The 24,995-nt window shown below is 69.8% G+C and carries 20 protein-coding genes; 8 read left to right on the top strand and 12 right to left on the bottom strand.

The window, feature by feature from the left end; translation table 11 throughout:
- From JNO44_RS01050 to JNO44_RS01040, 3 genes are all read left to right on the top strand, one after another.
- Entirely contained in the window at positions 1 to 1,014 is a 1,014-nt protein-coding gene (locus JNO44_RS01050) for an aldo/keto reductase (RefSeq protein ID WP_205360513.1), read from the top strand.
- A 128-nt stretch (positions 1,015 to 1,142) separates the two neighbouring features.
- Complete coding sequence (locus JNO44_RS01045; protein ID WP_205360512.1) at positions 1,143 to 2,519, top strand: MmgE/PrpD family protein; 1,377 nt, start codon at positions 1,143 to 1,145, stop codon at positions 2,517 to 2,519.
- 272 nt (positions 2,520 to 2,791) lie between these two features.
- Entirely contained in the window at positions 2,792 to 3,802 is a 1,011-nt protein-coding gene (locus JNO44_RS01040) for a phosphotransferase (RefSeq protein ID WP_205360511.1), read from the top strand.
- A 557-nt stretch (positions 3,803 to 4,359) separates the two neighbouring features.
- Here JNO44_RS01040 and JNO44_RS01035 read toward each other — a convergent pair.
- Positions 4,360 to 4,851, bottom strand: a complete 492-nt coding sequence (locus tag JNO44_RS01035; RefSeq protein ID WP_205360510.1) for a hypothetical protein — start codon at positions 4,849 to 4,851, stop codon at positions 4,360 to 4,362.
- A gap of 43 nt (positions 4,852 to 4,894) precedes the next feature.
- Complete coding sequence (locus tag JNO44_RS01030) at positions 4,895 to 5,968, bottom strand: hypothetical protein (RefSeq protein ID WP_205360509.1); 1,074 nt, start codon at positions 5,966 to 5,968, stop codon at positions 4,895 to 4,897.
- A gap of 418 nt (positions 5,969 to 6,386) precedes the next feature.
- Here JNO44_RS01030 and JNO44_RS01025 point away from each other — a divergent pair, with 418 nt between their 5' ends.
- Complete coding sequence (locus tag JNO44_RS01025; RefSeq protein ID WP_205360507.1) at positions 6,387 to 7,106, top strand: hypothetical protein; 720 nt, start codon at positions 6,387 to 6,389, stop codon at positions 7,104 to 7,106.
- A gap of 67 nt (positions 7,107 to 7,173) precedes the next feature.
- On the top strand, positions 7,174 to 9,057 hold the full coding sequence (locus JNO44_RS01020; protein ID WP_205360505.1) for an RICIN domain-containing protein: 1,884 nt from the start codon (positions 7,174 to 7,176) through the stop codon (positions 9,055 to 9,057).
- Between the two features lie 864 nt (positions 9,058 to 9,921).
- On the opposite strand, the gene JNO44_RS01015 is transcribed toward JNO44_RS01020, so the two are convergent.
- Positions 9,922 to 10,551, bottom strand: coding sequence for a TetR/AcrR family transcriptional regulator (locus JNO44_RS01015; RefSeq protein WP_205360504.1), 630 nt, complete (start codon positions 10,549 to 10,551; stop codon positions 9,922 to 9,924).
- Positions 10,552 to 10,643: 92 nt separating this feature from the next.
- Here JNO44_RS01015 and JNO44_RS01010 point away from each other — a divergent pair, with 92 nt between their 5' ends.
- Entirely contained in the window at positions 10,644 to 11,057 is a 414-nt protein-coding gene (locus JNO44_RS01010; RefSeq protein WP_067356884.1) for a DUF4345 domain-containing protein, read from the top strand.
- A gap of 380 nt (positions 11,058 to 11,437) precedes the next feature.
- Here the strand turns inward: JNO44_RS01010 and JNO44_RS01005 are convergent, their stop codons facing one another.
- Entirely contained in the window at positions 11,438 to 12,388 is a 951-nt protein-coding gene (locus JNO44_RS01005) for a LysR family transcriptional regulator (protein ID WP_205360503.1), read from the bottom strand.
- A gap of 84 nt (positions 12,389 to 12,472) precedes the next feature.
- On the opposite strand from JNO44_RS01005, the gene JNO44_RS01000 reads away from it, so the two are divergent.
- Positions 12,473 to 13,234 (top strand): sulfite exporter TauE/SafE family protein, encoded by a 762-nt coding sequence (locus JNO44_RS01000; RefSeq protein WP_205360502.1) that lies wholly within the window; start codon positions 12,473 to 12,475, stop codon positions 13,232 to 13,234.
- A 39-nt stretch (positions 13,235 to 13,273) separates the two neighbouring features.
- Entirely contained in the window at positions 13,274 to 13,444 is a 171-nt protein-coding gene (locus tag JNO44_RS00995; RefSeq protein ID WP_205360501.1) for a hypothetical protein, read from the top strand.
- Between the two features lie 55 nt (positions 13,445 to 13,499).
- Here JNO44_RS00995 and JNO44_RS00990 read toward each other — a convergent pair whose 3' ends face one another.
- The 8 genes from JNO44_RS00990 to JNO44_RS00955 all read right to left on the bottom strand — a co-directional run bounded on the left by JNO44_RS00990 (position 13,500) and on the right by JNO44_RS00955 (position 24,995).
- Positions 13,500 to 14,756 (bottom strand): cytochrome P450, encoded by a 1,257-nt coding sequence (locus JNO44_RS00990; protein WP_205360500.1) that lies wholly within the window; start codon positions 14,754 to 14,756, stop codon positions 13,500 to 13,502.
- 34 nt (positions 14,757 to 14,790) lie between these two features.
- On the bottom strand, positions 14,791 to 15,819 hold the full coding sequence (locus JNO44_RS00985; protein ID WP_240167353.1) for a C45 family autoproteolytic acyltransferase/hydrolase: 1,029 nt from the start codon (positions 15,817 to 15,819) through the stop codon (positions 14,791 to 14,793).
- Positions 15,816 to 16,412 (bottom strand): GNAT family N-acetyltransferase, encoded by a 597-nt coding sequence (locus tag JNO44_RS00980; protein ID WP_205360498.1) that lies wholly within the window; start codon positions 16,410 to 16,412, stop codon positions 15,816 to 15,818. Before JNO44_RS00980 ends, JNO44_RS00985 begins: the two co-directional genes overlap by 4 nt.
- A 239-nt stretch (positions 16,413 to 16,651) precedes the next feature.
- Positions 16,652 to 16,909 carry an acyl carrier protein gene (locus tag JNO44_RS00975; RefSeq protein ID WP_039639508.1) on the bottom strand — a complete coding sequence of 86 codons (258 nt, stop codon included), beginning with the start codon at positions 16,907 to 16,909 and terminating at the stop codon, positions 16,652 to 16,654.
- Positions 16,902 to 18,401 (bottom strand): AMP-binding protein, encoded by a 1,500-nt coding sequence (locus JNO44_RS00970; RefSeq protein WP_205360495.1) that lies wholly within the window; start codon positions 18,399 to 18,401, stop codon positions 16,902 to 16,904. The genes JNO44_RS00975 and JNO44_RS00970 overlap by 8 nt, the downstream gene beginning before the upstream one ends.
- Positions 18,398 to 21,700, bottom strand: coding sequence for a non-ribosomal peptide synthetase (locus JNO44_RS00965; RefSeq protein WP_205360492.1), 3,303 nt, complete (start codon positions 21,698 to 21,700; stop codon positions 18,398 to 18,400). Before JNO44_RS00965 ends, JNO44_RS00970 begins: the two co-directional genes overlap by 4 nt.
- The gene (locus JNO44_RS00960; RefSeq protein WP_205360490.1) at positions 21,697 to 23,931 is read right to left on the bottom strand and encodes a class I tRNA ligase family protein; all 2,235 of its coding nucleotides are present in this window, start codon (positions 23,929 to 23,931) and stop codon (positions 21,697 to 21,699) included. Before JNO44_RS00960 ends, JNO44_RS00965 begins: the two co-directional genes overlap by 4 nt.
- A complete protein-coding gene (locus JNO44_RS00955; RefSeq protein WP_205360488.1) occupies positions 23,928 to 24,995 on the bottom strand; it encodes an NAD(P)/FAD-dependent oxidoreductase in 1,068 nt (355 codons plus the stop codon). Before JNO44_RS00955 ends, JNO44_RS00960 begins: the two co-directional genes overlap by 4 nt.

Raw genomic sequence — 24,995 nt, 5'->3', positions numbered from 1 at the left:
ATGCGGCGTGTGACGCTGGGTACCAACGGCCCCGAAGTAGGCGTCCAAGGTCTTGGTTGCATGGGCATGAACGAGTTCTACGGCGAGATCCGCGGCACGGCCACCCGGGCGGAATCTCTGGCCGTCATGAGCCGTGCCCTGGAACTGGGCGTGACCCTTTTCGACACAGCCGACGCGTATGGGCTGGGCGCCAACGAAGAGCTGCTCGGTTCCTTCCTCAAGCTCGGCCATCGTGATCAGGTGGTGACGGCCACCAAGTTCGGCCTCGTCCCCGCCGTGGGCACGCCGGGTCGGCGGAGGATCCGGGGAGACGCGGCGTATGTTCGGCAGGCGTGCGAGGCGAGCCTTCGCCGACTGGGCGTCGAGACGATCGACCTGTACTACATGCACCGGCGGGACATTCACATCCCGATCGAGGAGACCGTCGGTGCGATGGCGGAGCTCGTGGCGGCGGGCAAGATCCGCTATCTGGGGATGTCGGAGGCGACCGCGGCTGAGCTGCGAGCCGCGACAGCAGTACATCCGATCGCCGTGCTCCAGTCGGAATGGTCCCTGTTCTCCCGGGACATCGAGGACGGACCGGTACAAGCGGCTCGCGAACTCGGTGTTGCACTCGTGCCGTACTCGCCCCTCGGCCGCGGTCTGCTGACGGGGTTCTTCCGCTCCACCGACGACCTCCCCGCCGGAGACCTCCGTCGATCCCATCCTCGGTTCATGGGCCGCAACGCTCGCATCAACGTCGCGCTGCTCGCCCCGGTACGTTCCCTTGCCCGCGCCCACGCCGCGACTCCGGCCCAGATAGCTCTGGCCTGGGTACAGCACCGGGCTGATTCCTGGGGCCTCACCGTGGTGCCGGTGCCGGGATCCCAGGTGGTCCGCGAGGTCGAGGAGAACGCGGCAGCAGCCGACCTCAAGCTGAATGCAGAGGAGTTGGCCGCCCTCGAACCGCTCGCAGCCCGGGTTGCCGGTGACCGGTACGCCGACATGAGTCACACGTCCGCACGCCGCACATGACACCGCTGGTGCGCCGATCACCGGCCCCGGCACTGCGCCCACCAGAAGGGACGATCACCACGATGATTGACCACTCCGGGAGTGGCTCGGCGAGCGTACTGGAGCTCCTGGGCGCGCGGATCGCGGGTGTGCGCCACCAGGACCTGACACACCATGGGCATGCGGTGTTTCACACCGCGCTGGTCGACACGGTGGGCGTGGCGTACGCCGGCTCCGCTGCCGAGGGGTCCCGGCTGACACGAGCCGCCGCCGGGCCCCTGAGCCCGGGCCAAAGCCTCGTCCTGGGCACGGCCGACCGCGTCAGTGCGCTCGACGCCGGGCTGCTCAACGGAGTGTCCGCGCACGCACTGGACTACGACGACACGAACGCGATCATGGGCGGCCACCCCTCCGCCGTGCTCATCCCTGCCGCACTTGCCCTCGCGGAAGAGCGAGGCTCCTCGGCCGGGCAGGTGGCCGAGGCGTATGCGGCCGGTTACGAGGCCGTCATCCGGATCTCCCGAGCCGTCGGCACCAGCCATTGGGACAATGGTTGGCACTCCACCCCCACCCTCGGCGTGCTCGGCGCGGCGGCCACCGGAGCACGTTTGCTTGGACTACCCCCCCAGCGGTGCGCGACAGCCCTGGCCATCGCTACCTCGTCAGCCGCCGGGCTCCAGGCCAACATCGGGACAATGGTCAAACCCCTGCACGTCGGTCGTGCCGTACGCGAGGGCCTCTTCGCCGCTCGCCTCGCCGCGCAGGGATTCACTGCCAACCCGCGTGCTCTGGAGGAGCCACGTGGTTTCCTGGACCTGTACAGCGGCCCGGGGCGCTACGAACTCGCGGCAGCTGTCCCCGGCGCCGGCGACTCCACCCTGGAGATCAACCGTTGCTCCAACACCGTCAAGGAACACGAGTGTTGTGGCAGCACCCACTCCGCTCTCGAGGCGGCAATCGCGCTGCATCGGAAGCGGCGTTTCACACCCGAGGACGTGGAACGGATCGACATCGTCGTGGACCGCCGGTGTCTGCCGCACACCGACCGGCCCGTCCTACCGGAGCCTCTGGCTGGGAAGTTCAGTCTTCAGTACGTAGTGGCTCGTGCTCTCCTGGAGGGTGGGATCGGCTCAGCGCATTTCGAAGACGAGGCGTATCTGAGTTCGCGGATACGACAGTTGATGAACCGGACAAGAGTCAGCGTGGCGGCGGCGTCGTGGTCCGGCGACGTGCGCGTACCGGCAGAAGTGACGGTGTTCACCGTCACCGGCGGCGCCCTTCGCCAGATGGCCGAGGACAGCCCTGTGGACCCAACGGAGGTTCTCCACCCACCGAACCTCTGGGAGAAGTTCAGCGAGTGCGTTGGGCGCGTCGTTGGGCAGGCTGACGTCTCGCGCGTGGTCTCAGTACTGGAGAGGTTCGCCGAGTTCGCGGACGTACGGGATGCCACCCGTGTGCTGGAGGTGTGCCAGCCGACTGCACAAGGCCGTGTGGGCTCGCCGGCGGCGGGCCGGGGCCGCTCGTGACGGCCTCGCGCATCGTCGGCGCGACGAGGACCATGCAGGGCCGCCCGACAGACGCCGCCTGGCACCGACGCGGGGATCAACGGTTGACGCGTCCCGCAGCAGCCGAGGTCCGTGACCTCCTGGACAGGCAGATCCTGAACGCGGCCGACACATTGTGGCCACAACGTCCCGTGCGCCTGGGGGCGGTGGTGCCGAGCGAGTTCAGTTTCGTGCGACGCGTGGACGTAGCGGGCCGACCGTTGTTCGCGAAGGCATCGCTGCTTGGAATGTCGATGCCTGCCGTACTGCTCGGCGCCGGGGGAGACCTGACGCGTCTGCGTGCCGAGCAGGCCGACTACCTGTCCCGGCCCGGCGAGCTGCTGGACCGGGAGGCGCGCCAGCTGTCCGCCTTATCGGGACTTGGCCTACGGGTCGCCGGCGTGGCCGGTTCCACCGGGGGAGTGCTGTTCACCATCCCGGCGCCGGGCCCGACGCTCAGCGAGGCCATCGAACGTCACCCGCGGCACACCGCCGATCTACTCGCTGCGACGGCACGAGAACTCCGATGCCTGCGCTCTCCCGCCCTGGGGGGCCGACTCCACGGTGCGGCCATCGCCGAGCAATCCATCACCGCCACCTTCTTGCGGAAGTTCAACGGCATCAGCGGGTCCTACTACTTGATGAGGACGGGCCACGCCCACCACCTGGCACCCATCGTTGCGCGACTGCACGCCCAGCTCAGGCCGGGTGCCGCGGGTCGACGGGCGTGGTGCTACGGGGACCTCGAACCGGAACACGTCCTGTTCGCGGACGGCCCGGAGTCGCCGCCGACCTTCATCGATCCGAGTCTGTCCCACTCCCTCCCGGGTGCGGACTTGGCGAAAGTCGTCTCCCGTACAGTGCTGCGCCTGGTAGCAGGACTGGTTCTGGAGGGCAGGGCGGACGGTACAGAGAGCCCCGACCACATCCTGGACGGCGTCGCGGCCCACGTCGAAACGTCCATGCCACGTGAATCTGCCGCAGCCGCTCAGGAGTGGCTGCGCCGCCTGCTCGTCCTGTGGCTGGCCGACACCGTCAACACACTCAGCACCAGCCTCACGGCTCCAGAGGGCTTTCCCCTCCCTGGCCGGTGCATGACGACAGTTACCCGGATCGACGCAGTCTGCACACTGCTGGACCACTTCTCCGACGCCCTCGCCGACGGGGAACCGCCCTGTTCTCTGTGGCAGCGGGCCCTCGCCGAGACGAGACGGACGGTGGCCCCGGAGAGGTACGGGAGCGCCGCTGCGGCGCCGATGGTCTGATGAATGCGAACTGGAGGGTGGACACTCCGGCCGAGGCATGCGATGCCCAGCGGGTCACGTACGTGCCACTTGACCGATCGGGGCGCAGCCTCGGGGTGTTGGCCGCGTTTGCCGTCGATGGTGTCCAGCTGAACAACGGCGGGTGATCATGCAACGCTCCCTGTTGAAACGCCAGTTCAAGCGGCGGAAGCGCACGATGGCCCTGTCTCACCCTGATGTGACATGCCTGCCGGAGTCACTACGTTCGTCCGACGGAATCGAGCTCGTCCGCAGCGTGGCCGAGCGCCCGGCGCGCTTCGACGGGAGGCTGGGCAAAGATGCCCAGCGCCCTGGGCCACAGGAAATCCCGCAGGAGGATGCTGCCGCCGTTCTCCTGAAGCTGCCGTGGTTCTCAAGCGGCCTGCCGCCCCGATGCCCTTGTGACTGTGACTCCGAGGGGTCAGGGGCAAGGCCGCCTCTGACCCCTCGTACACCCTCGGGGTGCCGGTCACGGAGCCCACCGGGATCAGGTCCCGCTGCTGGTGGTCCCTGGGGAAGTCGATTCCAGGACCCGGACACTACCGGTCGTACCTGGACGGTTTCCCGGCGGTTGGCTTGGGTGCTTCGGTTGGCTTGGGCGCTTCGGGGGCCTTGGCGCAATCGCTCCGCTTCAGCTTGTTCTCCAGGTCCTCGTCCTTCTGAAGGCCGGGGTCCTCCTTCACCGTCGGACTCGACGCATTCATGCGGTCGGCCGCCGCTGTGGACACCGAGCTGGGAGTGCCGGCGTACTTGGCCTGTGCAACGGCCGACGCCTGGGTGGTCTGGATGAAGGAGCCGAGGAAGCCCAGGACGGCCCGAGCTTCGGGCGACTGCTCTTGCACGACCTTGGCACGGGAGGAAGCGCCGTGGATGGCGCTGTTGAACAGGCTCGTGCTCGTGTCGTCGTAGGTGTCGTCGTCGGCGTCCTCGAAGTCGACGCCTGCACCCGGCTGCGGCTTGTCGCTGTCGGTGGTCACTGAGAAGAGCCCCGCGCTCTTGCCCGCGAAGCCGAAGATGTTGTCGAACACCATGGTCGTCACCCCTGGTCGTCGTCGTGGCGGCGCCGCCCGCCGGTCAAGGCTTCTTGTATAGCGCTCGTTCGCTGTCGGTCAGGCTCTCGCCGTCGAACATCGTGTGGTGGACCTCCAGGGCGGAGACGACCTCGGCCAGTCCCTTCATGCGGAAGCCGCCGCCGGCCAGATCGAGGTCGCCGATATCGCGGGCGACCACCTGGTCGAGGCCGGGGTAGTCCCCGGACTGGGGAGGAGACAGGACCGCCACCGGCACGTCGTACTTCACCGCGATCAACCCGGAGAAGGTCACCGGGATCTCGTAGGAGTACTGCTTGCGGGCGCGCCGCTGCGTGACGATGGTCTGCACGCGGGAGTCCGGCGGGACATCGCCGGAGATCTGCGATTTCGAGTCCCAGCTGGTGGTCAGGGTGCCGCCGACGGAGGCCGTGATGCCCAGCATCAACTGCGCGTTGAGCGTCGCGGTGCCGGTGGCGGTGCCCTGGGTCGTGAACGCCACCGAGTCCGTCACAGAGTTCGTCGCCGCGCTCCTCACGCTCGCCTCGGTGGCGTTGGCGTTGTCCACCCCGGTGCTGTTGGGGCTGTTCTTGTTGGTCACCGTGTTCGTGTTCTTGCTCGCCACCTCGTTCTGAAGCTGCTTCTGGAGGTCCATCTTGAGCTGGGTCTGCAGCTGCAGCTGGAGCTGCGCGCTGACGCTGCCGCCGAAGGTGAGCTGGGTCTGTCCCTGGAGCGACCACGTGACCGCGTTCGACACGGTGAAATCAACCGAGTCGGTGAAGGTCATCGTGGAGTCCTTGCTGCGGTTGGCGTAGGTGCGCGTGGAGAACATGTCGGGCGGGGGCTGGCTGATGTTGCCCCGCTCCTCGATCAGCGGTTCCCCGAGGTTCATGTAGGCGAGCCAGCCCAGCTGGGACGCGGTCCCGGGGAAGGCGCCGAAGCTCGACTTGTTCACGGAGAACCCGACGGGCTTGTGTCGTACACCGTTGTCGTCGACGTAGACCAGGTTGGGGTGGTCCAGGATGGACTGCCAATTCTGCTCGATGTCGAGTTCCCGCAGGTTCTTCTTCGTCAGCGGTTGGCGCTTGGCATGTTCCAGGTTGTATGCGATGGAAGGCATTCCCCGTCCTCGACTGATTTTGGTCGAACCGCGATCGGTGAAGTGGAAAAATGCAGAGCGCACGTTCCGGCAAGCGAAGTTATCACGAGCAACATTGCCCGGAAAGGCGCCTCCGTGCATCACGCTGCCATTGGCTGATTAAGGTCACTGTCCGTTGCCCCTGCTCCCAACTTGCGGAAGACTGCGGCACGTTGAAGCGCGGTCGGTCACTCGCTCGATGACTTTTCGCTAGTCCCGCCTGCGGGCGTTGTGGCCTCGGTCGTTGCCGTGGGCGAGGGTATTTGCACCGACCTCCCATTCGTTTTCGAATTTCTTTCGAACGAAAGTGGTCAGGCTTGCGGTAATGCCGCGTGATGGGCCAGTGCACTGAGTGCCCGACGCGTTGTCCTCCACATTCAGAACAGGTGAGGTTTCCGCGATGTACACCCAAGAACGCACCACAATGTCGAATTTGGTGGTCGGCGGCCCGGTGGCGGTGAACAGCTATGACAACGCAATCGTGGCAGCGCTGGTCGAGAATCGGCCGGTCATGCTCGTCCACGCCTTCAACGGCGGCTACCTGCGGCCGGCCGAGCTGAAGGCGGACAGCCACGACAAGGGGGCCAAGCTGGCCACTGCGCTCGACCCGGCCACCAAGGAGGCGCAAGGCCACCTCTGGTACATCACCCCCGGCGGCTTCTTCGGACAGCGACCGCTGTACTTCATCGAGAGCGCCGCGGGCCAGGTGTCGCCCAAACCCGCCGGCACGGGCGGAGCCGACTCCGGGCGCGGTGACGACGGAGCGCCGAAGCCGCAGCGCAGGCGCATCACCGTCCACCAGGACGCCCCCCAGAGCTCCGCCGACACCGTCCAGATCGGCCTACCCGACAAGGTGGGCGACAAGTGGCGCGGGAAGAACGGTGCGTTCGAGGACACCCAGCTCTGGGTCGTCACGGTGACGCCGTGGGGCGGGATCACGTTCGTGCCGATCACCCACCCCGACGCCATCCTCGGGTTCAAGGATTACGCGGTGGCGGCCGACAGCGAGGTGCGTCTCACCTACAACTGGGGCGGTGACTTCACCGGGACGGTCATCAACACGTTCTATCCGCGGCTGCCCAGCGAGTGGAACGTGCCGTACCACCACGTCTTCACGTGATCCGCGGCCAGCGCCGCACCACAACCGTCCCGAGCCAACGCCCCAACCGCCTGGAAGAGGCACCACGATGGCCGTGCCCACGGAAGAACTGAAGCTGGAGATCGTCAACGCCGCCACGGGGAAGACCCTCGGCACCAAAGCCGCGCCGAGCACGGACGGGACGCTCGTCGTCCGCGACTTCCCCGATGGCGGCCCGAAACCGGAGCAGTGGCAGCTCACTCCTGTGCAGTCCGCGCAAGGCGGCCAAGCACAAGCCGACCAGGCATATGTAATCCGCAACGCGGCCAACGGCAAGGTGCTCGACGACCCTGCCGCCGCGGACCGCGGCGTCCGCCAGTCGGACGCCGCCGCAGGCAAGAAGAGCCAGCAGTGGCGCATCGTCCCCATGGAGGGCGAAGCGGGCCTCTACTTCATCAAGGGCGCGACCGACGGTGCCGTTCTCGACCTCGCCGACCCCGGAGAGGACAACACCCGGATCGTCCTGCGCGAGCACGACGACCGCGCGAAGAGCCAGCGCTGGCGGTTCGTCACGGCCGAGCCCGAGCGCACCAGCGACCTCGTGCTGCGCTGGGCACCACTGAGCCACTGGAACGGCCGCCGGTCCTGGCGGCTGGCCCGCTCGACCGCGCTGCGGCCGACACCCGACGCGACGCCCTCCTTCAGCGACATGCTGCTGGTCCTCAAGCGGTTCGGCAGCGACCAGGACGCCGGCGGATGGAAGAGCGACGGGGCCAACCTTCCCCAAGCTCTCGGCTTCGCTCGAGCAGGGAATACCCCATCCCCCAGCGGGCAACCGGGCTGGTGGGCCGGAATCGGTGACCGGTTCCTCGCCGACACCACGGGAACAGGGCGAAAGGACATCGTAGGACTCAAACCCGCGAAGGGGGCTGTGACGTCGTCCGGCAGAGGCGACGGGACATTCGACGACGACGAACGCGTCCTGCAGCCCGCGTCCTCCGCGAGTCCCGCGGACCTGTGGACCTTCGTGGACACCACGGGCGACGGCAAACCCGACATTGTCGTGCTCTCCGCCGACGGTGTCCGGGTGTCCTCTCAGGACGCGGGCGGGACGTTCACGCCCGCGGGCGGCAAGCTGGTCCTCAAGGCGTTCGGACACGGCAAGGAGGCCGGCGGGTGGCTCGCCGACAAGCATCCCCGCTTCCTCGCCGACACCACCGGTGACGGCAGGCTCGACATCGTCGGCTGCCACGACAACGGCGTCTGGGTATCACTCCAGGACGAGAAAGGCACGTTCGCACCGATCCCCAACGAACCGGTCCTCAAGGCGTTCGGACACGGCAAGGAGGCCGGCGGGTGGCTTGTCGACAAGCATCCCCGTTTCCTCGCCGACACCACCGGTGACGGCAGGCTCGACATCGTCGGCTGCCACGACGACGGCGTCTGGGTATCACTCCAGGACGAGCACGGCACGTTCGCCGACCCTGTGCACGTCCTCGACGACTTCGGGGCCGCCCAGGGGTGGAGCTCGGTCGAGGAGCACCCCCGGTTCCTGGTCAAGACCAGCAGTGACGGAGCACTGGACATCGTCGGGTTCGGCCCACAGGGCGTCGTCGTCTCACGCGGGCGCGGCGACGGCACGTTCGAACCCTCGAAACTCGTCCTGAACGACTTCGGGCTCGCCCAGGGGTGGACGGGCAAGAAGCACCTTCGCATCCTCGCCGACGTCACCGGCGACGGTAACCCGGACATCGTCGGCTTCGGCGACGAGGGAGTCTGGGTGTCGCACAGCCGCGGCGGCGGCCGGTTCGAGCAGGCCCGACTGGTGTGCCGCGGCTTTGGGTACAACGAGGACGCAGGCGGCTGGCGGGTCGACCGCCATCGCCGCTTCCTCACCGACATCACCGATGACGGACGCGTCGACATCGTCGGCTTCGGCGGCCCGGGCGTGTACGTGGCCCGAAACCTCTTCCGCCGCTTCAGGACCCGATAACCCCCGCAGGACCTCCACAGCCCCATCCATTACGGCGACTCGTCATCGGCGTGCCGGAACCCGGTCACCCCGATCCGTCGTGCGGCCTGGCACGCCTTCGCCTGCGAGGCCGCACGACGAGCAACCGCAGTAACCGGCTACTGCGGTTGACAGTGAGAACCGACCACGTCGACGCCCCGTCCGAGGACGCCCTGTCCAGGCTCATCAGCGAGCTGAACGACGTGGACAACACCTTCGCCGCCGTCCAGTCAGACGGGGACGAATCCGCCTGGTTCGCCTCCGCTCCCGTGCTGGACGAGGGTGGCTACGAGGCCGTCATCACCGGCGCGCTGCCGGATCGCGTTCCGCAGTCCGCGCTGACCACGGCCGTAGCCAAGCAGGCGGTGGGCATGCTCGGTTGGTGCGTGGCCGGCGCCCATCCAGCAGCGGCGTTGGTGTTCCTGTTACTGATGGACGGTCCACTCGGGCCGGTGTCCATGACCACCCAGAACGCGATGCTGCCTTGCGCACCAGGCCGCACGGATACCGCACTCGCGGCGAACTCCGGTTCCCACGACGTCGGTATAGCGGTGGGCGCCGCGCTCGGGCGACTGGTCCTGCCGCTAGCCGATGTGCAGTCCCCACTTACGACGGCCTCCCCATCACCGCCGCCAACGGGGGAAGCGCCCGCACCTTCACCCGCAAGTTCACTTCTGTCAGGCCCTGACGGGCATGGGCCGCTCCGACTTCGACCACTTGGTGACGGTCTCGGAGCCGTACGGGGACCGCCTTGGCCGAGGCCGCAATCCAACGATGCCTTCACCGTCCGCGCAGCTATCTCCACCCGCAGACCGGCAGCCTGGACCACTACCACCGACTGGAGCCCTAGGCGTCCGCCTCGGGCCGTTGCGGTGGCCACCCTTGGGTGGGGTCGTCGGCGAGCAAGGGCCGGAGCGCGCCGAGCAGCGCGCCGATGCAGCTGTCGCGGAGTTCGGTGCGGGTGCAGGTCTCGCGGGTGAGCCAGTCGACGCAGAGGACCTGGACGAAGACCAGCCAGCTCTTCAGGACGGCGGAGACCGCCTCGCGGGCGCTCTCCTGGGCGAGCGGGACCACGGCCAGCAGCCGGGTACGGAGTGCGTCCAACTCGTTCGTCATGATCGACTGGATCACCGGGTCGCCCGCCAGGACCCGGTTGACGGCGAGGACGGCCTGACGGTTGGCGATGAAGTAGTCGAGGTGGACGTCCATCCCCTGGATGAGCTGCTCCACCAGGGAGTCGGCGGGGTCGAGCCGGGTGTCGGCGAGCAGTTGGTCCGCCGCCTGTTGGTAGACGACCGCGAAGAGAGCGTGCTTGTTGGGGAAGTGGCGGTAGAGCAGGGCCCGCGAGACACCGGCCTCTTTGGCGACGTCCTCCATCAGCACGTCGTCGTACGGGCGTGCGGCGAAGAGCTGCGCTCCGACGGTGAGGAGCTGGGCGCGGCGGTCGGCGGGGCTCAGTCGTTGGCGGGGAGACACGAACGCAGACTACTTGACATGTGTCTACTAGCGCACCCAGTCTAGTAGACACATGTCAACTAAGGCTCCACCGAAACGGGTTGGGAGGGGTCATGGCAAGAACTCTGCGGGTACTCACGCAACTGTCCGGCTGGGCCTGCGTGCTGATCGGCCTGTACCACGTACTGCTCGGCAACGCGGCGATCCCCGGCGCGGGTTCCGCCGGCACGACGGTCGACAGCTGGGGCCGGTTCATGGGGGCCAGCTTCGTCGGTTACGGGCTGGCCTGGCTCTGGGCCGCGCGGCAGCGGCCCATTCCGGCTCAGGCGGTGCGGTGGCTGGCCGGCGTCCTCCTGCTGGGCGGCGCGGGGCGGCTGCTCTCGCTCGCCCTGTACGGCTGGCCGCACTGGTTCCAGATCCCGCTGGCGGTGATCGAACTCGGCCTGCCGCCCGTCTTCTTCTGGCTGGCAGCCGCGGAGGAACGAGCGCTGCACGGCGGCGCGGAGACCGTGCCCGCCGGACGGTGAGCGGTGTGTGCCACACGGTGCTCAAATCCTCCAGCGGCCCCTTCCGGTGGAACGTCTCTTCAGGTTCTGCTGCCACTCGGGCATCGCTACGGTGAGCGCATGAGCAGTCGCGAAGTGGGCGATTACATCAGCCGGATCCTCAAGTCCGCCACCAAGTCGTGGCATGACGACCAGGAGACCGTGGCATGTGATCGCTGCTGCACTCCCCTTCAGTTCACCGGTCGGGAGCGGCAGTCGATCGTGGAAGTCCGGCCCCACTGCCCGAAATGCACGGGAGGAGTGGACCTGCACCCACCACAGAGGGAGTGAGGGGGCGGCGGCCGGGCACGTCCACCCCCTGGCCCTGGCACTGGCGCTGGCGCAGTGTCGCGGTCGGTCGGTCAGCCGTCGTGGAGGAGACGTTGGGTGCGGGGGTCTGCGGGTGTGCTGCCGGAGGCGGGGTCGAAGAGGGCGGCGTGACGCAGGTGTTCGGCGAGTGAGGCAACGGCCGTCGAGGCGGCATGGTCCCGCACGCCCCAGGCCAGCAGGTGGTGGCGGCGGGCCCAGGGGTCCTGGAGTGCGCACACCTCAAGTGGCCGGTCGGGGTCGATGACGGGCCGCGGTACGACGGCGAGTCCGACGCCGGCGGCGGCGAGGGCCACGAGGACGTTGAGGTTGGCGACGGTGGTGCGGTAGCGCACCACCGGGGCGTGCGGCACGAGGTGTCGCTCGATCCAACGGCGCAGCGAGGAATCGGCGTTGAGCCCGATCAGCGGGTGCTCGGCGACCTCGCTGTAGGTCAGCGCGGTCCGCCCGGCCAGGATGCCGCCGGCCTGGCCGATCACCACGAGGGAGTCGTCGCCGAGCGGCTCCATGTGCAGGCCGCAGTCGCGGGTCTCGTCGTCCAGGACCACCCCCAGGTCAGCCTCCCCGTCGGCGAGCATCCGCACGGTCTGGGGGGTACGGCTCTCGGACACCGTGACGTCGACGTCCGGGTGTGCGCGGAGGAACGAGACGAGGGCTCGGGGGACGAGCCGGTGCATCGCGGAGCCGCCGCCCAATAGGACCAGGGGAGCGGTGGGGGAGCGGGTGTAGCTCGCGACGGCGCTTTCCAGTCGCGCGGTCTGGGCGAGCACGTCCCGCGCGTGCCGCGCCAGGGTCGTCCCGGCGGGTGTGGGCCGCACGCCCCGCCGGCCGCGGATCAGCAGTGGCACACCGGCGTGGTGTTCCAGGGAGCGGACTCTGGCGCTGGCCGAGGGCAGGCTCAGGTGCATCCGGTGGGCGCCCGCCGTGATCGACCCCTCGGTCACGATGTGGAGGAAGAGCCGCAGGTCGTCCAGGTCGTAGCGCATCGTCTTAGCCTACGGCGCAGCCTTAGGCTGGGTATGCCGATTACGCATTGTGGACGCGCTGGCCACGGGGCGATGCTCGGGGCTGTGATCAATACTTTGCTCGTTCTTCTGACCGGCGTCGCTGCCGGTGCCCTGAACGCCATCGGCGGTGGGGGCACGTTCGTCGCGCTGCCCGCTCTGGTCGCGTTCGGCCTGCCACCGGTGACCGCGAACGCGTTGTCCCGGGTCGCCCTCGTGCCGGGCGCGGTGGCCAGCGCATGGGTCTACCGACGCGAACTCGCCCCGGTCGGAGGGGCGTCCACGAAGGCACTGACGGTGGTCAGCATGGTCGGTGGCGGCGTCGGCGCCGGCCTGTTGATGGCACTGCCGGCGTCGTCGTTCGACGCCGCGGCGCCCTGGCTGCTCGCCACCGCCACCCTGATCCTCGCCTTCGGACGCCGCCTCCCGCAGGCGCTGAGCGCCCTGTTGGGCCGCCCGGTCAGCATGAGCTCTCGAGCCGTCCTGATCGGTCAGTTCTTCCTCGCCATGTACGGCGGATACTTCGGCGGTGCCGTAGGTATCACGATGCTGGCGCTGTGGAGCATCGGACTCGGACTCGACGCCGCGGCCAGCAACCCGATGCGGGTCGTGCAGCTCGCGGCCGTCTTCCTCAGCGCGGGGATACTGTTCCTCTTCGCCTCGGACATACTGAGCGCTCCGCTCATCCTCGCGGCCATGCTGATCGGCGCGGTGGTCGGCGGCTGGGCCGGCGCCCACCTCGCCCGCCGGCTGTCCGCCGCGCTGCTGCGGGGCATCATCCTGGCCATCGCCGTGATCATGACGGTCATGTACTTCCTGCGCGGCTGACCACGCGGGGAGCGCTCCTGACCCGCTCGGAGGAGAAAGATGGTCGTCCCACCGTCGTCCGGCACACCGTCCGTCGGCGTCCGGGTACAGCGGCACCTCGCCGTGCGTGTTCTGGTCCTCGCGCTCCTGCTCGGCCTCACGGGCGAGGTGCTGCTGACCGTTCTCGTCGTGCTCGTCGGGATCGGGCTCCTGGTGCTCATGACGGAGTGAGCAGGGGACCGCCGGCCCGAGGGGAAGGCGGTCGCCCGCGGCGTACCCGGGTGTCTCAGAGCACCAGTTCCTCCACTTCGGCCGAGACCGGTTCGAAGCGCACCGGCAGGCTGCTGATCCCGGTGAGGAGGTTGGAGTAGATCCGGTGGACCGGCCCGGAGATCTCGAATCCGGTGGTGAAGTCGCGGAGCGCGAGCAGCATTTCGGAGATCTCCACCCTCGCCAGGTACGCGCCGATGCAGTAGTGCGGGCCGTGTCCGAAGGCGATGTGCTTGTTCGGCGACCGGCCGATGAGGAACCGGTCCGGGTCGGCGAAGACCCGCTCGTCACGGTTGCCCGAGACGTTCCACACCGTCACCACGTCGCCCGCCGGAATCGGGGTGCCGTGGATCTCCGTGTCCTGTACGACGGTTCGGCCGAAGTGCATGGTCGGTGAGGCCCAGCGCAGCACCTCTTCGGTTGCCTGCTTTGCGGACACCTCGCCGCTCTTGAACGCGGCCCACTGGTCCGGATTGGCGCTGAAGCTGTGCACGGCGTCGATCATCGCCAGGCGACTGGTCGCGTCCCCGCCGAGGATCAGGCTGTAGCAGTTCAGGACGATCTCGTCCTCGCTGAGCGGTTCGCCGTCGATGGTGCTGTTGGCCAGCACGCTGACCACGTCGTCCTGCGGTGCGATGCGGCGCTCCTCCACCAGGCCGAGGAAGTACTGCAGGATGTTGTTGCGGGCGGCATCGGCCGCCTCGGAGTACTCGCCCTGGTCGTCCGAGCTGATGGCGGACTTGGTCAGGGTGAGCAGGTAGTCCCGGTCCTGAGGGGGAATGCCGAGCAGATCGCAGATGGTGGCCATCGGGATCTTGCTCGCGACCTCCAGCGCGAAGTCGCATGCGCCGCGGTCCACCGCGGCGGCCAGCAGCGTCCGGGTGGTCCGGCGGACGTGCTCGCCGATCCGGCTCAGCACACGAGGCGAGAACGCCTGGAGCAGCACGTTGCGCAGCTCCTTGTGCCGGTGCCCGTCGGTCACCGGCACCATCAGGCCGGCCGCCGAGTCCCCTTCGCCGAGCAGGGTGATCAGGACGTTGCCGCGCTCCGAGGTGAAGGTGGTGTTGTCCCGGTAGAGGGCGACGATGTCCTCGTAGCGGCTGAGCACCCAGAAGCCGGGGCTGTTCCCGACCGCGGGATGCCGGTAGAGGGGCCGGCTCGCCCGCAGGGTGCGCCAGTAGTCGCTCAGGTCGTGGTCCGCGAACGTCTGGGGGTCCCCCAGATTCACCCGGGACAGGTCGTCCGGTGTGGCGCGGCGGGGCAGGTCTTCCACGGGCTTGACCTCCAGTTCGAACCGGTGGGGCGGATCAGAGGGCGAAGGACCGGGTTCGCGACAGCCGGGGGTCGCCCGGCCGCAGGAACAGCGCGCGGTTCTTCGTGTCGAGGACGACGGCGCAGACGGTGCGCTCCCGACGGATGTCGCCGTCGTCGCCGACGCAGATCGGTGGTTGGGAGAGCAGCGCGAAGTGCTCCTCGGGATGCGCGTTCGCGGGAAGGGCCCGCAGGCCGGCCTCGGCTGCCTGGAGCCGGCGGAGCGAGGAGTTACGGGCGAAGACGTTCAACTCGTCCCGGGTGGTGAAGTCCGGGGCGAGGAAGTGGTTGGTGTGCACCGACTCCCGCCCCGTCGTCACCCGGTACTCGTCGCCGATGACCTCCACCCAGGCGGTGGTGACGGCGTCGGCGAGGACGAGGGTGCGGGAGCTGGCCAGGGGAAGCGCACGCAGTACGGCGATGGCCGACTCCACCGACGTCGCGGTGTCGAGGAGGTGGCGGATGGCCAGGTACGGCGGGACGCCCGGACCCCAGCGCCCGCCGAGGACCAGGTTCAAACCCACGGCCAGGCCATGGGAGTTGACACCGAGGTAGCCGAGCAGTCCGGCGAAGCTCAGCACCAGGGCCCTGCGGTCGCCGTGGCCGACTTCGAGCACCGCGATCCGGTCGTCGAGATTCCCGTTGAGGTCCACGGTCTGCGCCAGTACCCCCGGCCGGGCGTAGGTGGTGCAGTCGCCTCGGGCGGGGATCCGTTGGTAGCCCATGATCTCGCGCCGCAGTTGCAGCAGGGTGGCCTCGTCCGAAGTCAGCCCGGCGCCGGCCGCGAGTCCGGTGATCTCGTCGGCCAGGTGGGGCGTCGCACGGGCGATCTCCGCCCGGTGGGCGGCGAGGGTGCCGGACAGGCCGGCGACCGACACGGCGGTGGGCAGCAGGTGGTTGAGCCGGGCGACGCCGTCGTCGAGGAAGTCGCGCAGTTGCTCCTTGAGGGCGGCGCCGTGCGCGAAGCCGGCGGCGTACGGCTCGCCGTGGGCGATGACGTGCGCCACCGGCAGGGGCGTTGTCACCGCGCGGCCACCCGGGCGGTCAGCCGCTCGCGCACCGAGGGCCATTCGCCGCGCAGGACGCTGTAGTAGACGGCGTCGCGGCGGGTACCGTCCGGCATCGGGTTGAAGCTGCGCAGGATGCCTTCCTCGGTGGCGCCGATGTTCCGCAGGGCGCGGCGGGCCTGCTCGTTGCGCTGGTCGGTCTTGAACTCCACCCGCTCGGCGCCCAGCCGTTCGAAGGCGTTGTGCAGCAGCAGGAGTTTGGCGTGGCGGTTGATTCCCGCGCCGCGGAAGTCCCGGCCGAGCCAGGACCAGCCGATCTCCAGCCGGCGGTCGGCTTCCGACAGGTTTCCGTAGCTCATCGACCCGGCGGTGCGGCCGGTGGCCAGGTCGGTGATGTGGAAGACGACGCGCCGGCCGGCGGCATGGTCGGCGATCATGGTGTCGAAGAAGGTCTCGAAGGACGCCTCATCGGTGACCAGCGCGACGAAGTAGCGCCAAATGGCCGGGTCCATGGCCACCGACCGGATGCCCTCCCGGTCGGTGGAGGTGATCGGCCGCAGGCGGACGACGTCGTCGTCCAGGACGGTCGCGGCGCGTTCGTGCCAGTTCATCTGAATGCCTCCGTGGTCGCTCCGCCGCTCGGGGCGGAGTGGGGTGCCTCCCGCTCGCGGGGGAGAGGGACTCGCGCGGAGCAGGTCGGCAACAGCCGTTCCGCCGTCGAGGCGGAACGGTGTCCACTGCCAACTGCCCACAGAAAAATACAAGTTGACGTGCGGGTGGATGGTGGTGAGGGGGCAGGTGATGTCGCGTTCGCTGGTTCACCGGGGTGCGGACATCGCCGCGGTGCGGCTCAGTGCACCTCGGCGTGCCGGGACAGTGCGGTGACGACCTGCCCGAGGGTGCGCATCGCGGCGAGGTCGTGTTCGGTGAAGTGGTGCAGCCCGACCTGGACCCGGTCGCACACCGAGGTCAGGAACAGCACCTTGTTCAGTGAGGTGAGGCCGAGGTGTTCGAGATCCGCGTCGGGGTCGATGGCCTCGGGCGGCAGGTCCTGCGGCAGGACCTGGGCCAACGCGGAGCGGGCCGCCGTTTCGATCGCGTCAGGCACGAATTCCCTCCTCGGGGTCGACGACGAGGCCGCGGTACCGCGCCTCGATCTCCTTGCGACGGGGCTTGAACTGGGAGCTGAGCAGCCCGTTGTCGATGGTGAACCGCTCCGCCAGAACGGCTTTGGCGAGCTGTTCGTCGTGGTCGAGGGCGGCGTTGGCCTCCTGCAGCGCCGCCGCGACCAGCGCGGTGTCCATCGGGTACGTGCTGGGGGAGACGATGGCGACGAGCTGTCGCTGGGACGGGTTGGTCACCACGCAGTCCTCGATCGCCGGATGGGTCTTGAGGCGTTCCTCGATCCGCCGCACGACGATCTTCTTGCCGTTCTCCAGCACGATCACGTCGTCGGCCCGGCCGTGCACGAACAGATAGCCGTCCTCGTCGAGATGGCCGACGTCACCTGTGCGCACGACCCCGCCGGGCCGGAACATCTTCTCCGAGTCGCCCGCTTCCGCGTGCTCGTAGCGGGTGGCCACCGGATGTTCGCTGCGGACGTGGATCACGCCGTCCGCGTCGATGAGGACCTCCTTTCCCGGCAGCACCCGGCCGACGCTGCCCGGCCGGTGCCCGCCGGGATGGTTCTTGGTCACGATGCAGGTTTCGTTGAGCCCGTAGCCCTCGAAGATCGGCAACCCGGCGTCGGTGAAGTACCGCAGGGTGGCCGGGTTCGCGGGCGCCGAGCCGGTCCAGAGGTAGCGGATCCGGTCGCCGAAGACCTCGGTGGCCAGGTCGGCGGGCGAGGCCCCGGTGCGTGCGGCGCCGGCCTGCATGTGGGCGCGCACCGTCTCGTAGAAGCCGGGCACGCCCATCACCACCGTCGGCCGCGTCGTGCGCAGGGTGGTGAATGCCGCTTCGTAGGTGCTGATCGTGATGTCGTGGCCGAACACGAGCGCCGAGTACACCCAGTAGCGCTGCTGGAGCAGGGAGAGCGGGAGGAAGACGAAGAGGTCGTCGCCGGGGCCGTGGGCGAAGATCTCCTGCACCGCGGCGAGCGAGCTGTCGATGCTTCCCGCACTGGCCAGCAGCGACTTGGCGGGGCCGCTGCTGCCGGAGGTGAACTTCAGCGCCGGGGCCTCGCCGGGTTCCCACCGCACCGTCGGCAGCTCCGCCTTCGCGGGGGCGAGCCCGCGCAGCTCGGTGATCGGACGCACCCGCTCGGCCGTCTCGTGCTGGTCGGTGAAGAGCACCGCGAGGCCGTAGCGGGCGGCGAGTTCGGCCCCGGCCGAGTCGAACTTGCCCGGGTCGAATCCGGCGGTCACCGCCTTGATCCGCAGCGCGGCCAGATCGAGCAGCACCCACTCCAGCGAGTTCGCCGCGAGGACGCCGATCCGGTCACCCGGCCGGACGCCCAGGTCGAGCAGGTGCCCGGCGACCCGGCCCGACATCTCCCAGACCTCGGTCAGGTCCCATGACTCCAGGGCACCGAGCCGGGCCACGGACAGGCGGTTGCCCGGCTGCGGGGGACCGCTGATCACCTGGTTGACGACGCTCATGCGGCCCGTCCGATCCGCGCGGCCATGGCCCGCACCGTGTTGAGCCGGACCAGCTCCGAGAGGGGAATGGTGACCTTGTACCGCTTGCGCACCCCGGCCAGGATGCGTGCCGCGGCGAGCGAGTCGGCGCCGAGTTCGGTCAGCGGGGTCAGCGCGTCCACCTCGGGCAGCTTGAGCACGCCCGCCCACAGCTCGGCCAGTTCCTGTTCGACGCCCTCCGCCAGTGCGGTGTCGCCGGACGGGGCGGGGTCGGCGGGGAGCGCCTCGTCCGTGGCCAGCTGCGACCGGTCGACCTTGCCGTTCGCGGTCAGCGGCAGCCGCTCGTGCCACACCACGACGGACGGAACCATGTACGCGGGCAGTTGCTCGTGCAGCGCCGCGCGCAGCTCGTCCTCCAGGCGTCGCCGCTCGCCGTCGGGCACCGGATGATCCCCCTCGCCCGGCACCAGGTGCGCGACCAACTGGTCGCCGCGGCTGCCGGGCCGGCGGACCACCACCGCCTGCCGGACGCCGGGCAGCGCGACCAGGCGCGTCTCGATCTCGCCCGGTTCGATGCGGTAGCCGTTGAGCTTGATCTGGAAGTCCGCGCGGCCGAGGATGTCGATCTCCCCGGACGGCAGATAGCGACCGCGGTCGCCGGTGCGGTACAGCCGCACCCCCCGACGCCGGTCGTGGTGGAACTTCTCGCCGGTCGCCCGCTCGTCCTTCCAGTACCCGCGGGCCAGGCCGGTGCCCGCGGCGAAGATCTCGCCGGGTACCCAGTCCGGCAGGTCCAGGCCGTCCTCGTCGAGTACGTACGCCGTGTTGTTGTCGTTGGGCCGCCCGTAGGGAATCGGCTGCGAGCCGTCGTCGTCCGGGCCGATCGGGTGGACGACGTTCCAGATCGTCGTCTCGGTCGGGCCGCCGAGCGCGACCACGTCGAGATCCGGCAGGGTCGCGCGCAGGGCCGCCGGGAGTTCCGACGGGATCCGGTCGCCGCTCATCATCACCAACCGCAGGTCGGCGAGGGGCGCGAGGCCGTCCGCGCGTGCCTGGTCGTGCAGCAGCGCCACGATCTGTGGCACCGAGTTCCACACCGTGACCCTTCCGCGCTCGCACATCGCCAGCCAGTGCGCGGGGTCGGCGGCCCGGTCGTGGTCGGGCATGACCAGCGCGGCACCGGCGGAGAGCGCCCCGAACACGTCGTAGACGGAGAGGTCGAAGCTGAACGCGCTGATCGCGAACAGCCGGTCGTGCGGACCGACGCCGAAACGGCGGCTGCAGTCCGCGACGACGTTGGCCACGCTGCGGTGGCTGACCATGACGCCCTTGGGTGTGCCGGCCGTGCCCGATGTCGGCAGTACGTAGGCGAGGTCGTCGGGGTTCGCCCCGGGGAGGGGGGAGGGGGCCGGCCCGTCGCCGGGTGCGGTGTCGCGGTCCAGCGCCAGCACCGGGCGGCGGTCGGCCGGGTCGCTCCAGCCGGCGTTGGTGAGCACGCACCGCACCTCGCCGCCGTCGAGCAGCTCCTGCTGCCGGCGCGCGGGCAGATCTGCGTCGACGGGCAGATAGGCCGCGCCCGCCAGGAGGGTGCCCATGATGCCGACTACCTGCTCGGGGCCGCGCGTCATGACCAGGCCGACGAGCTCCTCACGGCCCACGCCGTGGTCGCGCAGCCAGGCCGCCACGGCACAGGCCCGCCGATACAGCTCGGCGTAGCTGAGCTCGCCGGTCGAGGTGATCACCGCCGGCGCCCGGGGAGCGCGGCGCACCTGGGCGGCGAACGGCGCGTGCAGCAGCTCCAGCGGCCGTGGCCGGTCGGTGTCGTTGGCGGCGTGCCGGCGCGCCCGCTGCTCGGCGGGGAGCAGGTCGAACCAGTGGTTGTGCCACGCGCCGCCGTCGGCGAGCCGGTCGAGCAGGCACTGGTACCCCTGCGCCAGATCGTCCAGCAGGCCCGGCGGGAACAGCTCGTCGACGCCGTCGAGTTGGACGACCACGCCGCCGTGCTGCTCCATGGCGAACACGTTCAGCCAGGTCTGCGGTGTCTGGCTGACGGTGTGCACCTCGGGCCCGAACAGCTCCAGCGCGGAACCGTCCACGTCCGCGAGCGGATAGCCGATGGCGCTGTTGAAGGTGAACGGCATGCGTGGCTGCCCGCCGCTGCGCAGGCCCAGTTCCCGCAGCACCTCGACGCCGGAGAAGTGGCGGTTGTCCACGTCGGTGCGCAGCCGCTCCTGCAGTGCCTTGGCCCGCTCGGCGAACGGCACGCCGCGGTCCAGTTCGACCGAGACGAGGACCGGGTCGCTGTACTGCCCGATCGACTCCAGGATGCGCGGGTGGATCGGCGGCCGGTTGGCCACCGTGGTGGTCAGCGTGAACCGCGGGCCGGCGCCCCAGCACGCCAGCGTCTCGGCATAGGCGGCGAACAACAGCCCGGACGGGGTGACACCGGCCGCGGCGGCGTGTTCCTTGAGGACCGTCCAGCGGGGCGCCGGCACCCGCACGACCCGCTGGGTGAAGCGCGGTGTGGTGATCGCGGAGGGGCTCTTGGCCAGCGGGAGTTCCGGGTGCCCGTACAAGGTGCCGCTCTCCAGCCGCTCCAGCCAGTACGCCTTGGCCCGGGCGTAGGGCTTGCGGGTGCGGGCGGCCTCCAGCGCGGCCACATAGGACTCGAAGGAGGCTTCCTCGTCGACCGGCGGCCGCTCCTGCCGGTAGTGCGCCCACCACTCGCGGAAGAACAGGAACATGCTGATCCCGTCCATGACCAGGCCGTCGTGCCCGACATGCAGCAGCATGCGGTCCCCGGCCAGCAGCGACACCTCGGCCGCCAGCAGCGGGGCCTGGACGGTCGGCAGCATCCGGTGGGTCCAGCGCGCGCGTTGCGCGGCCAGTCCGGTGCCGTCGTCGTCCCGCAGGTCGACCTGGTCGATGCGGACCCGCACCGGCGGCTGCCGGACCTGGGTCTGCGCCGGGGTGAAGCGGGAGCGCAGGCAGTCGTGCCGCGCGACCACGGCGTCGAGCGCCTCCTGGAGCCGGTCGACGTCCCAGCGCCCCTCGATCTCGTGGTAGACGTAACTGGCCACGTTGCCCAGCTCGAACACCTCGTCGCGGCCGGCGAGATAGCCCCGTTGCAACGGCGTCAGCGCGAACCCGGGGTCCGGGGTGAGATGGGCCAACAGCTCGGCCTTGACGGCCTTGATCCGGCCGACGAGATCGGCGTCCACGCGCTCGCGCGGCCCCTGCAGCCGCAGGTCCTGACCGGCCGCGACGAGGTTCAGACCGCGGGCGCCGACCTCCTCCAACACCGCCAGGTAGTCGCTCATCGGGCCACCTCCTGGGCCAGGTCGCGGCCGAGCGTGCCGATGTTCCGCTCGGAGAGCAGCTCCGCCATCGGTATGTCGAGGTCCAGTCGTTCCAGGATCTGGTACTGCACCGCGACCGCCTGCAACGAGGACGCGCCGAGTTCGAGCAGGGTCTTGTCGGCCACCACGGCCTCCGCAGGCAGGCCGAGCGTCGTGCGGACCAGGTCGGCGAGCCAGGGCAGCGGGTCCGGCGCCGCCTCCGCCGGCTGCGCGGAGGTCGGCTCGGCGGCGAAGAACACCTGCCCGCTCAGGTCCACTGCGGTCCCGGCCGGAACCAGGTCCACAGTGGTGGGCCAGGCCGGCTCGCGCTCGCCGAGCAGCGCGGCGAGGCGCTCGGCGAAGCGCGGCATGACCGGTGTGGCGACCTTGGACAGCAGCCGGGCCGCGGCGACTTCCAACGCCATCGCCGTGCGGTTCTCCGACTGCCAGCCGGCCGCGTCGGCGAGCCCCGCCTCACGCCCGGCGAACGCCCGCGCGTCGGTGACGATGCCCTCCAACTCGGCGGTGGCCGCCCGCAGGGAGAACCCGTCCTGGCCCAGGTGCGCGGTCACGGCTGCCAGGCGCCTGCCGAGCAGGGCGTAGAACGCGGTGTGCTCGGGCGTCCAGGTCCCGGCGTCCGGCACCACACCGCCGTAGCGCGCCTTCAGCCGCCGGTCGAGGTCGTCGAGCCAGCCCTGCCACCCCTCGATCAGCACCTCGCGCACGGTCGCGGTGTAGGCGTCCCGTTCGAAGTTGGTGCGCTCGCCCTCCGGGCGCGTACGGGAGAGGTAGAACCGCACCGCGTCCACCGTCTCCGGGCACAGCAGGTCCTTGCCCCACACCGCGTGCCGCCGGCTGGTGGAGAACTTCTGGTCGTCCAGCAGATAGAACTCGTTGACGTGGTAGTCGATGTCCGGCTGCCAGTGCGGGAACGCCAGCTGGTACAGCACCGGGTAGAGGATCGCGTGGTAGAAGCTGTTGTCGTAGCCGAAGAAGTGGACGATCTTCCAGTCCTGCTCCGGCTTGTGCGCCTGCCACTGCTCGCCGATCCGGGCGCCGAGCTGCCCGATGCCGTGCAGGAAGCCGTACGACATCTCCGGCCACACCCAGATCACCTGGTCATCGGCGTCCCGCGGGGGGACGCCCCACTGCGCGGGGTGGGTCAGCGGCAGATCGAAGGTCTCCCGGGCGAAGACCCGTTGGGCCAGTTCGCGCAGCCGGGCGGGGACCCGGCCGAGTTGGTGGTGCCGGGCGACGTCCTCGCGGAACTCGTGCAGCGCCAGCGCGTGCCGGGCCAGGCCCTCGGCCCGCACCGTGTCCGAGTCCCGGCTCCGTGCCTCGACGAGGTCGGCGACGGTGTTGGGCTCGCCGCACTCCTCGCAGATGTTGCCGTTGGTGCCGGCCTTGCAGGACGGGCAGGTCCCGGACACATCGACCTCGTAGAGGTAGCGGCCGGTCTTCCCGTCGAACAGCGCCGGCAGCTCGCGCCGGGCCACCTGGCCGGACGTCTCCAACGCGGCGAAGAAGTCGCGCAGCCCCTGGCGGTATCCGGCGTCCGTACGGGTCACCGTGAACTGGTCGGGCCGGATGTCCATCGACTCCAGCGTCCTGGCGATCTCGGCGCCGTAGTGCGCGGCGACCTGCTCGGGAGTGCTCCCCTCCTGCGCCGCCTTGGCCACCACATAGCTCTGGTGGTCGTCGCTGCCGGTCAGATGCCAGGCCCGCACCCCGTTCATGCGCTGGAACCGGACGAACGCGTCCGCGCCGAGGTACGGCCCGGACAGGTGCCCCAGGTGCAGATCGCCGTTGGGGGTCGGCGGGGTGGAGAAGACGAACACCGGACGCTGCCCGAAACGCCGCCGGCCGGGACGCGTGGCCACCTCGCCGGCATGCCGGGGCTCGCGCCAGTAGCAGGTCACGAACACCACGTCGCCGTCACCGGTGTTGTCGATCACGTGGGTCTCGAACGGGTCGAACTTGACGACGGTGCCCGGACCCACCGGATGGCGCGCCCCGTCCACCACGATCTCGCCGGTGCCGGACACGATGACGAACATCTCGATCTCGTCGTGCTGGTGCGGCTCGGAGCGCCCGCCCGGCGGCACCCGGCCCCACCCCGCACCCAACCCGGCGACACCGGGCAGGTCGATCGTGCTCATGTCGATCCCGAAGGCATCGCTGAGCGTCGCGGGGTCGAAGGTGTCGATTCTCAACGCAGACTCCCCTTCACACTCTGGTCGATCAACTGGACCGCCTCGGCGGCGATGGCCGGGGCGAGGCGATATCCGGATCCGTTGGCCGCGCCTGCGAACACCACCCGGCCGTCCGGGTCGAGTCGGCGCAGCAAGGGCTGCCGGGACGTGCTGTAGGCGTCGCAGAAGACGCGACCGGTCGTGCAGCGCGAGGCGAGCGAGGGCGCGTAGCGGCCCAGGCATGCGCGGGCCTGCTCCACGTCGTGCGCGGCCAGACCGACGCCGACCCGGTCGGGATCGACGTCCCAGTCCTGACAGGTGTAGCTGAACAGCCAGTGCCCGCGGTAGGCCAGCGGGAGCAGGAAGGCGTCCTCGTCGTGGAGGACGACCGCCCGGTCCTTCTCGTCCGCGGGGTGCTCGATGTGCAGGGCGACGATCCGCTTGACCCGGGCTCCCAGCGGTGCCACCCGCTCGGCCCACGCGGGCTCGCCCAGCCACGGTCCCGGCGCCAACACCACCCGGTCGACCGCCAACCGCTCACCCGTGCCGAGTCCGAGCCGCACACCGCCGTCGTCGGGCTCCAACGCGGTGACCCGGACCCCCTCGCGCACGTCGACGCGCGGGCGCAGCTCGGAGACCAGCGCCTGGACCAGGCGGTGCACATCGGCGTACTGCGCGCCCGGGACGTCCCACACCGACGTACTCGGTGGTACGCGGACCTCGGCGCCACAGGCGTCGAGCGCGGCCGGGGCGTCGTCCCGGCGGACCGGTCGGGCGTAGATCCTCTCCAACTCGTCGCGGTCGGCCCGCGACACCAGCGACATGCCGACCGGATGGATCGGCACGGCGGGCCGGTCGGCCCTGAGCTTCTCGTAGAACTCCTGGCTGTATTCCGACATGCGGCGCACGCGCTCGGTCGTGCCGCGGGGGAAGTGCAGTCCGGCCGAGCGTCTGCTGGCGCCGCAACCCACCTGATCCCGGTCCAGGAGCAGCACCGTGCTCGCCGGGTGCTCGTGGACGATCCGTCGGGCCACCAGGCAGCCGATGATGCCGCCGCCGATCACCGCGACCGTGCCCAGACTCAT

Origin of the sequence: Streptomyces noursei (assembly GCF_016917755.1) — a bacterium.
Classification (GTDB): domain Bacteria; phylum Actinomycetota; class Actinomycetes; order Streptomycetales; family Streptomycetaceae; genus Streptomyces; species Streptomyces yunnanensis.
The sequence above is the reverse complement of the archived record's forward strand: the minus strand, read 5'-3'. Positions and strand labels throughout refer to the sequence as shown.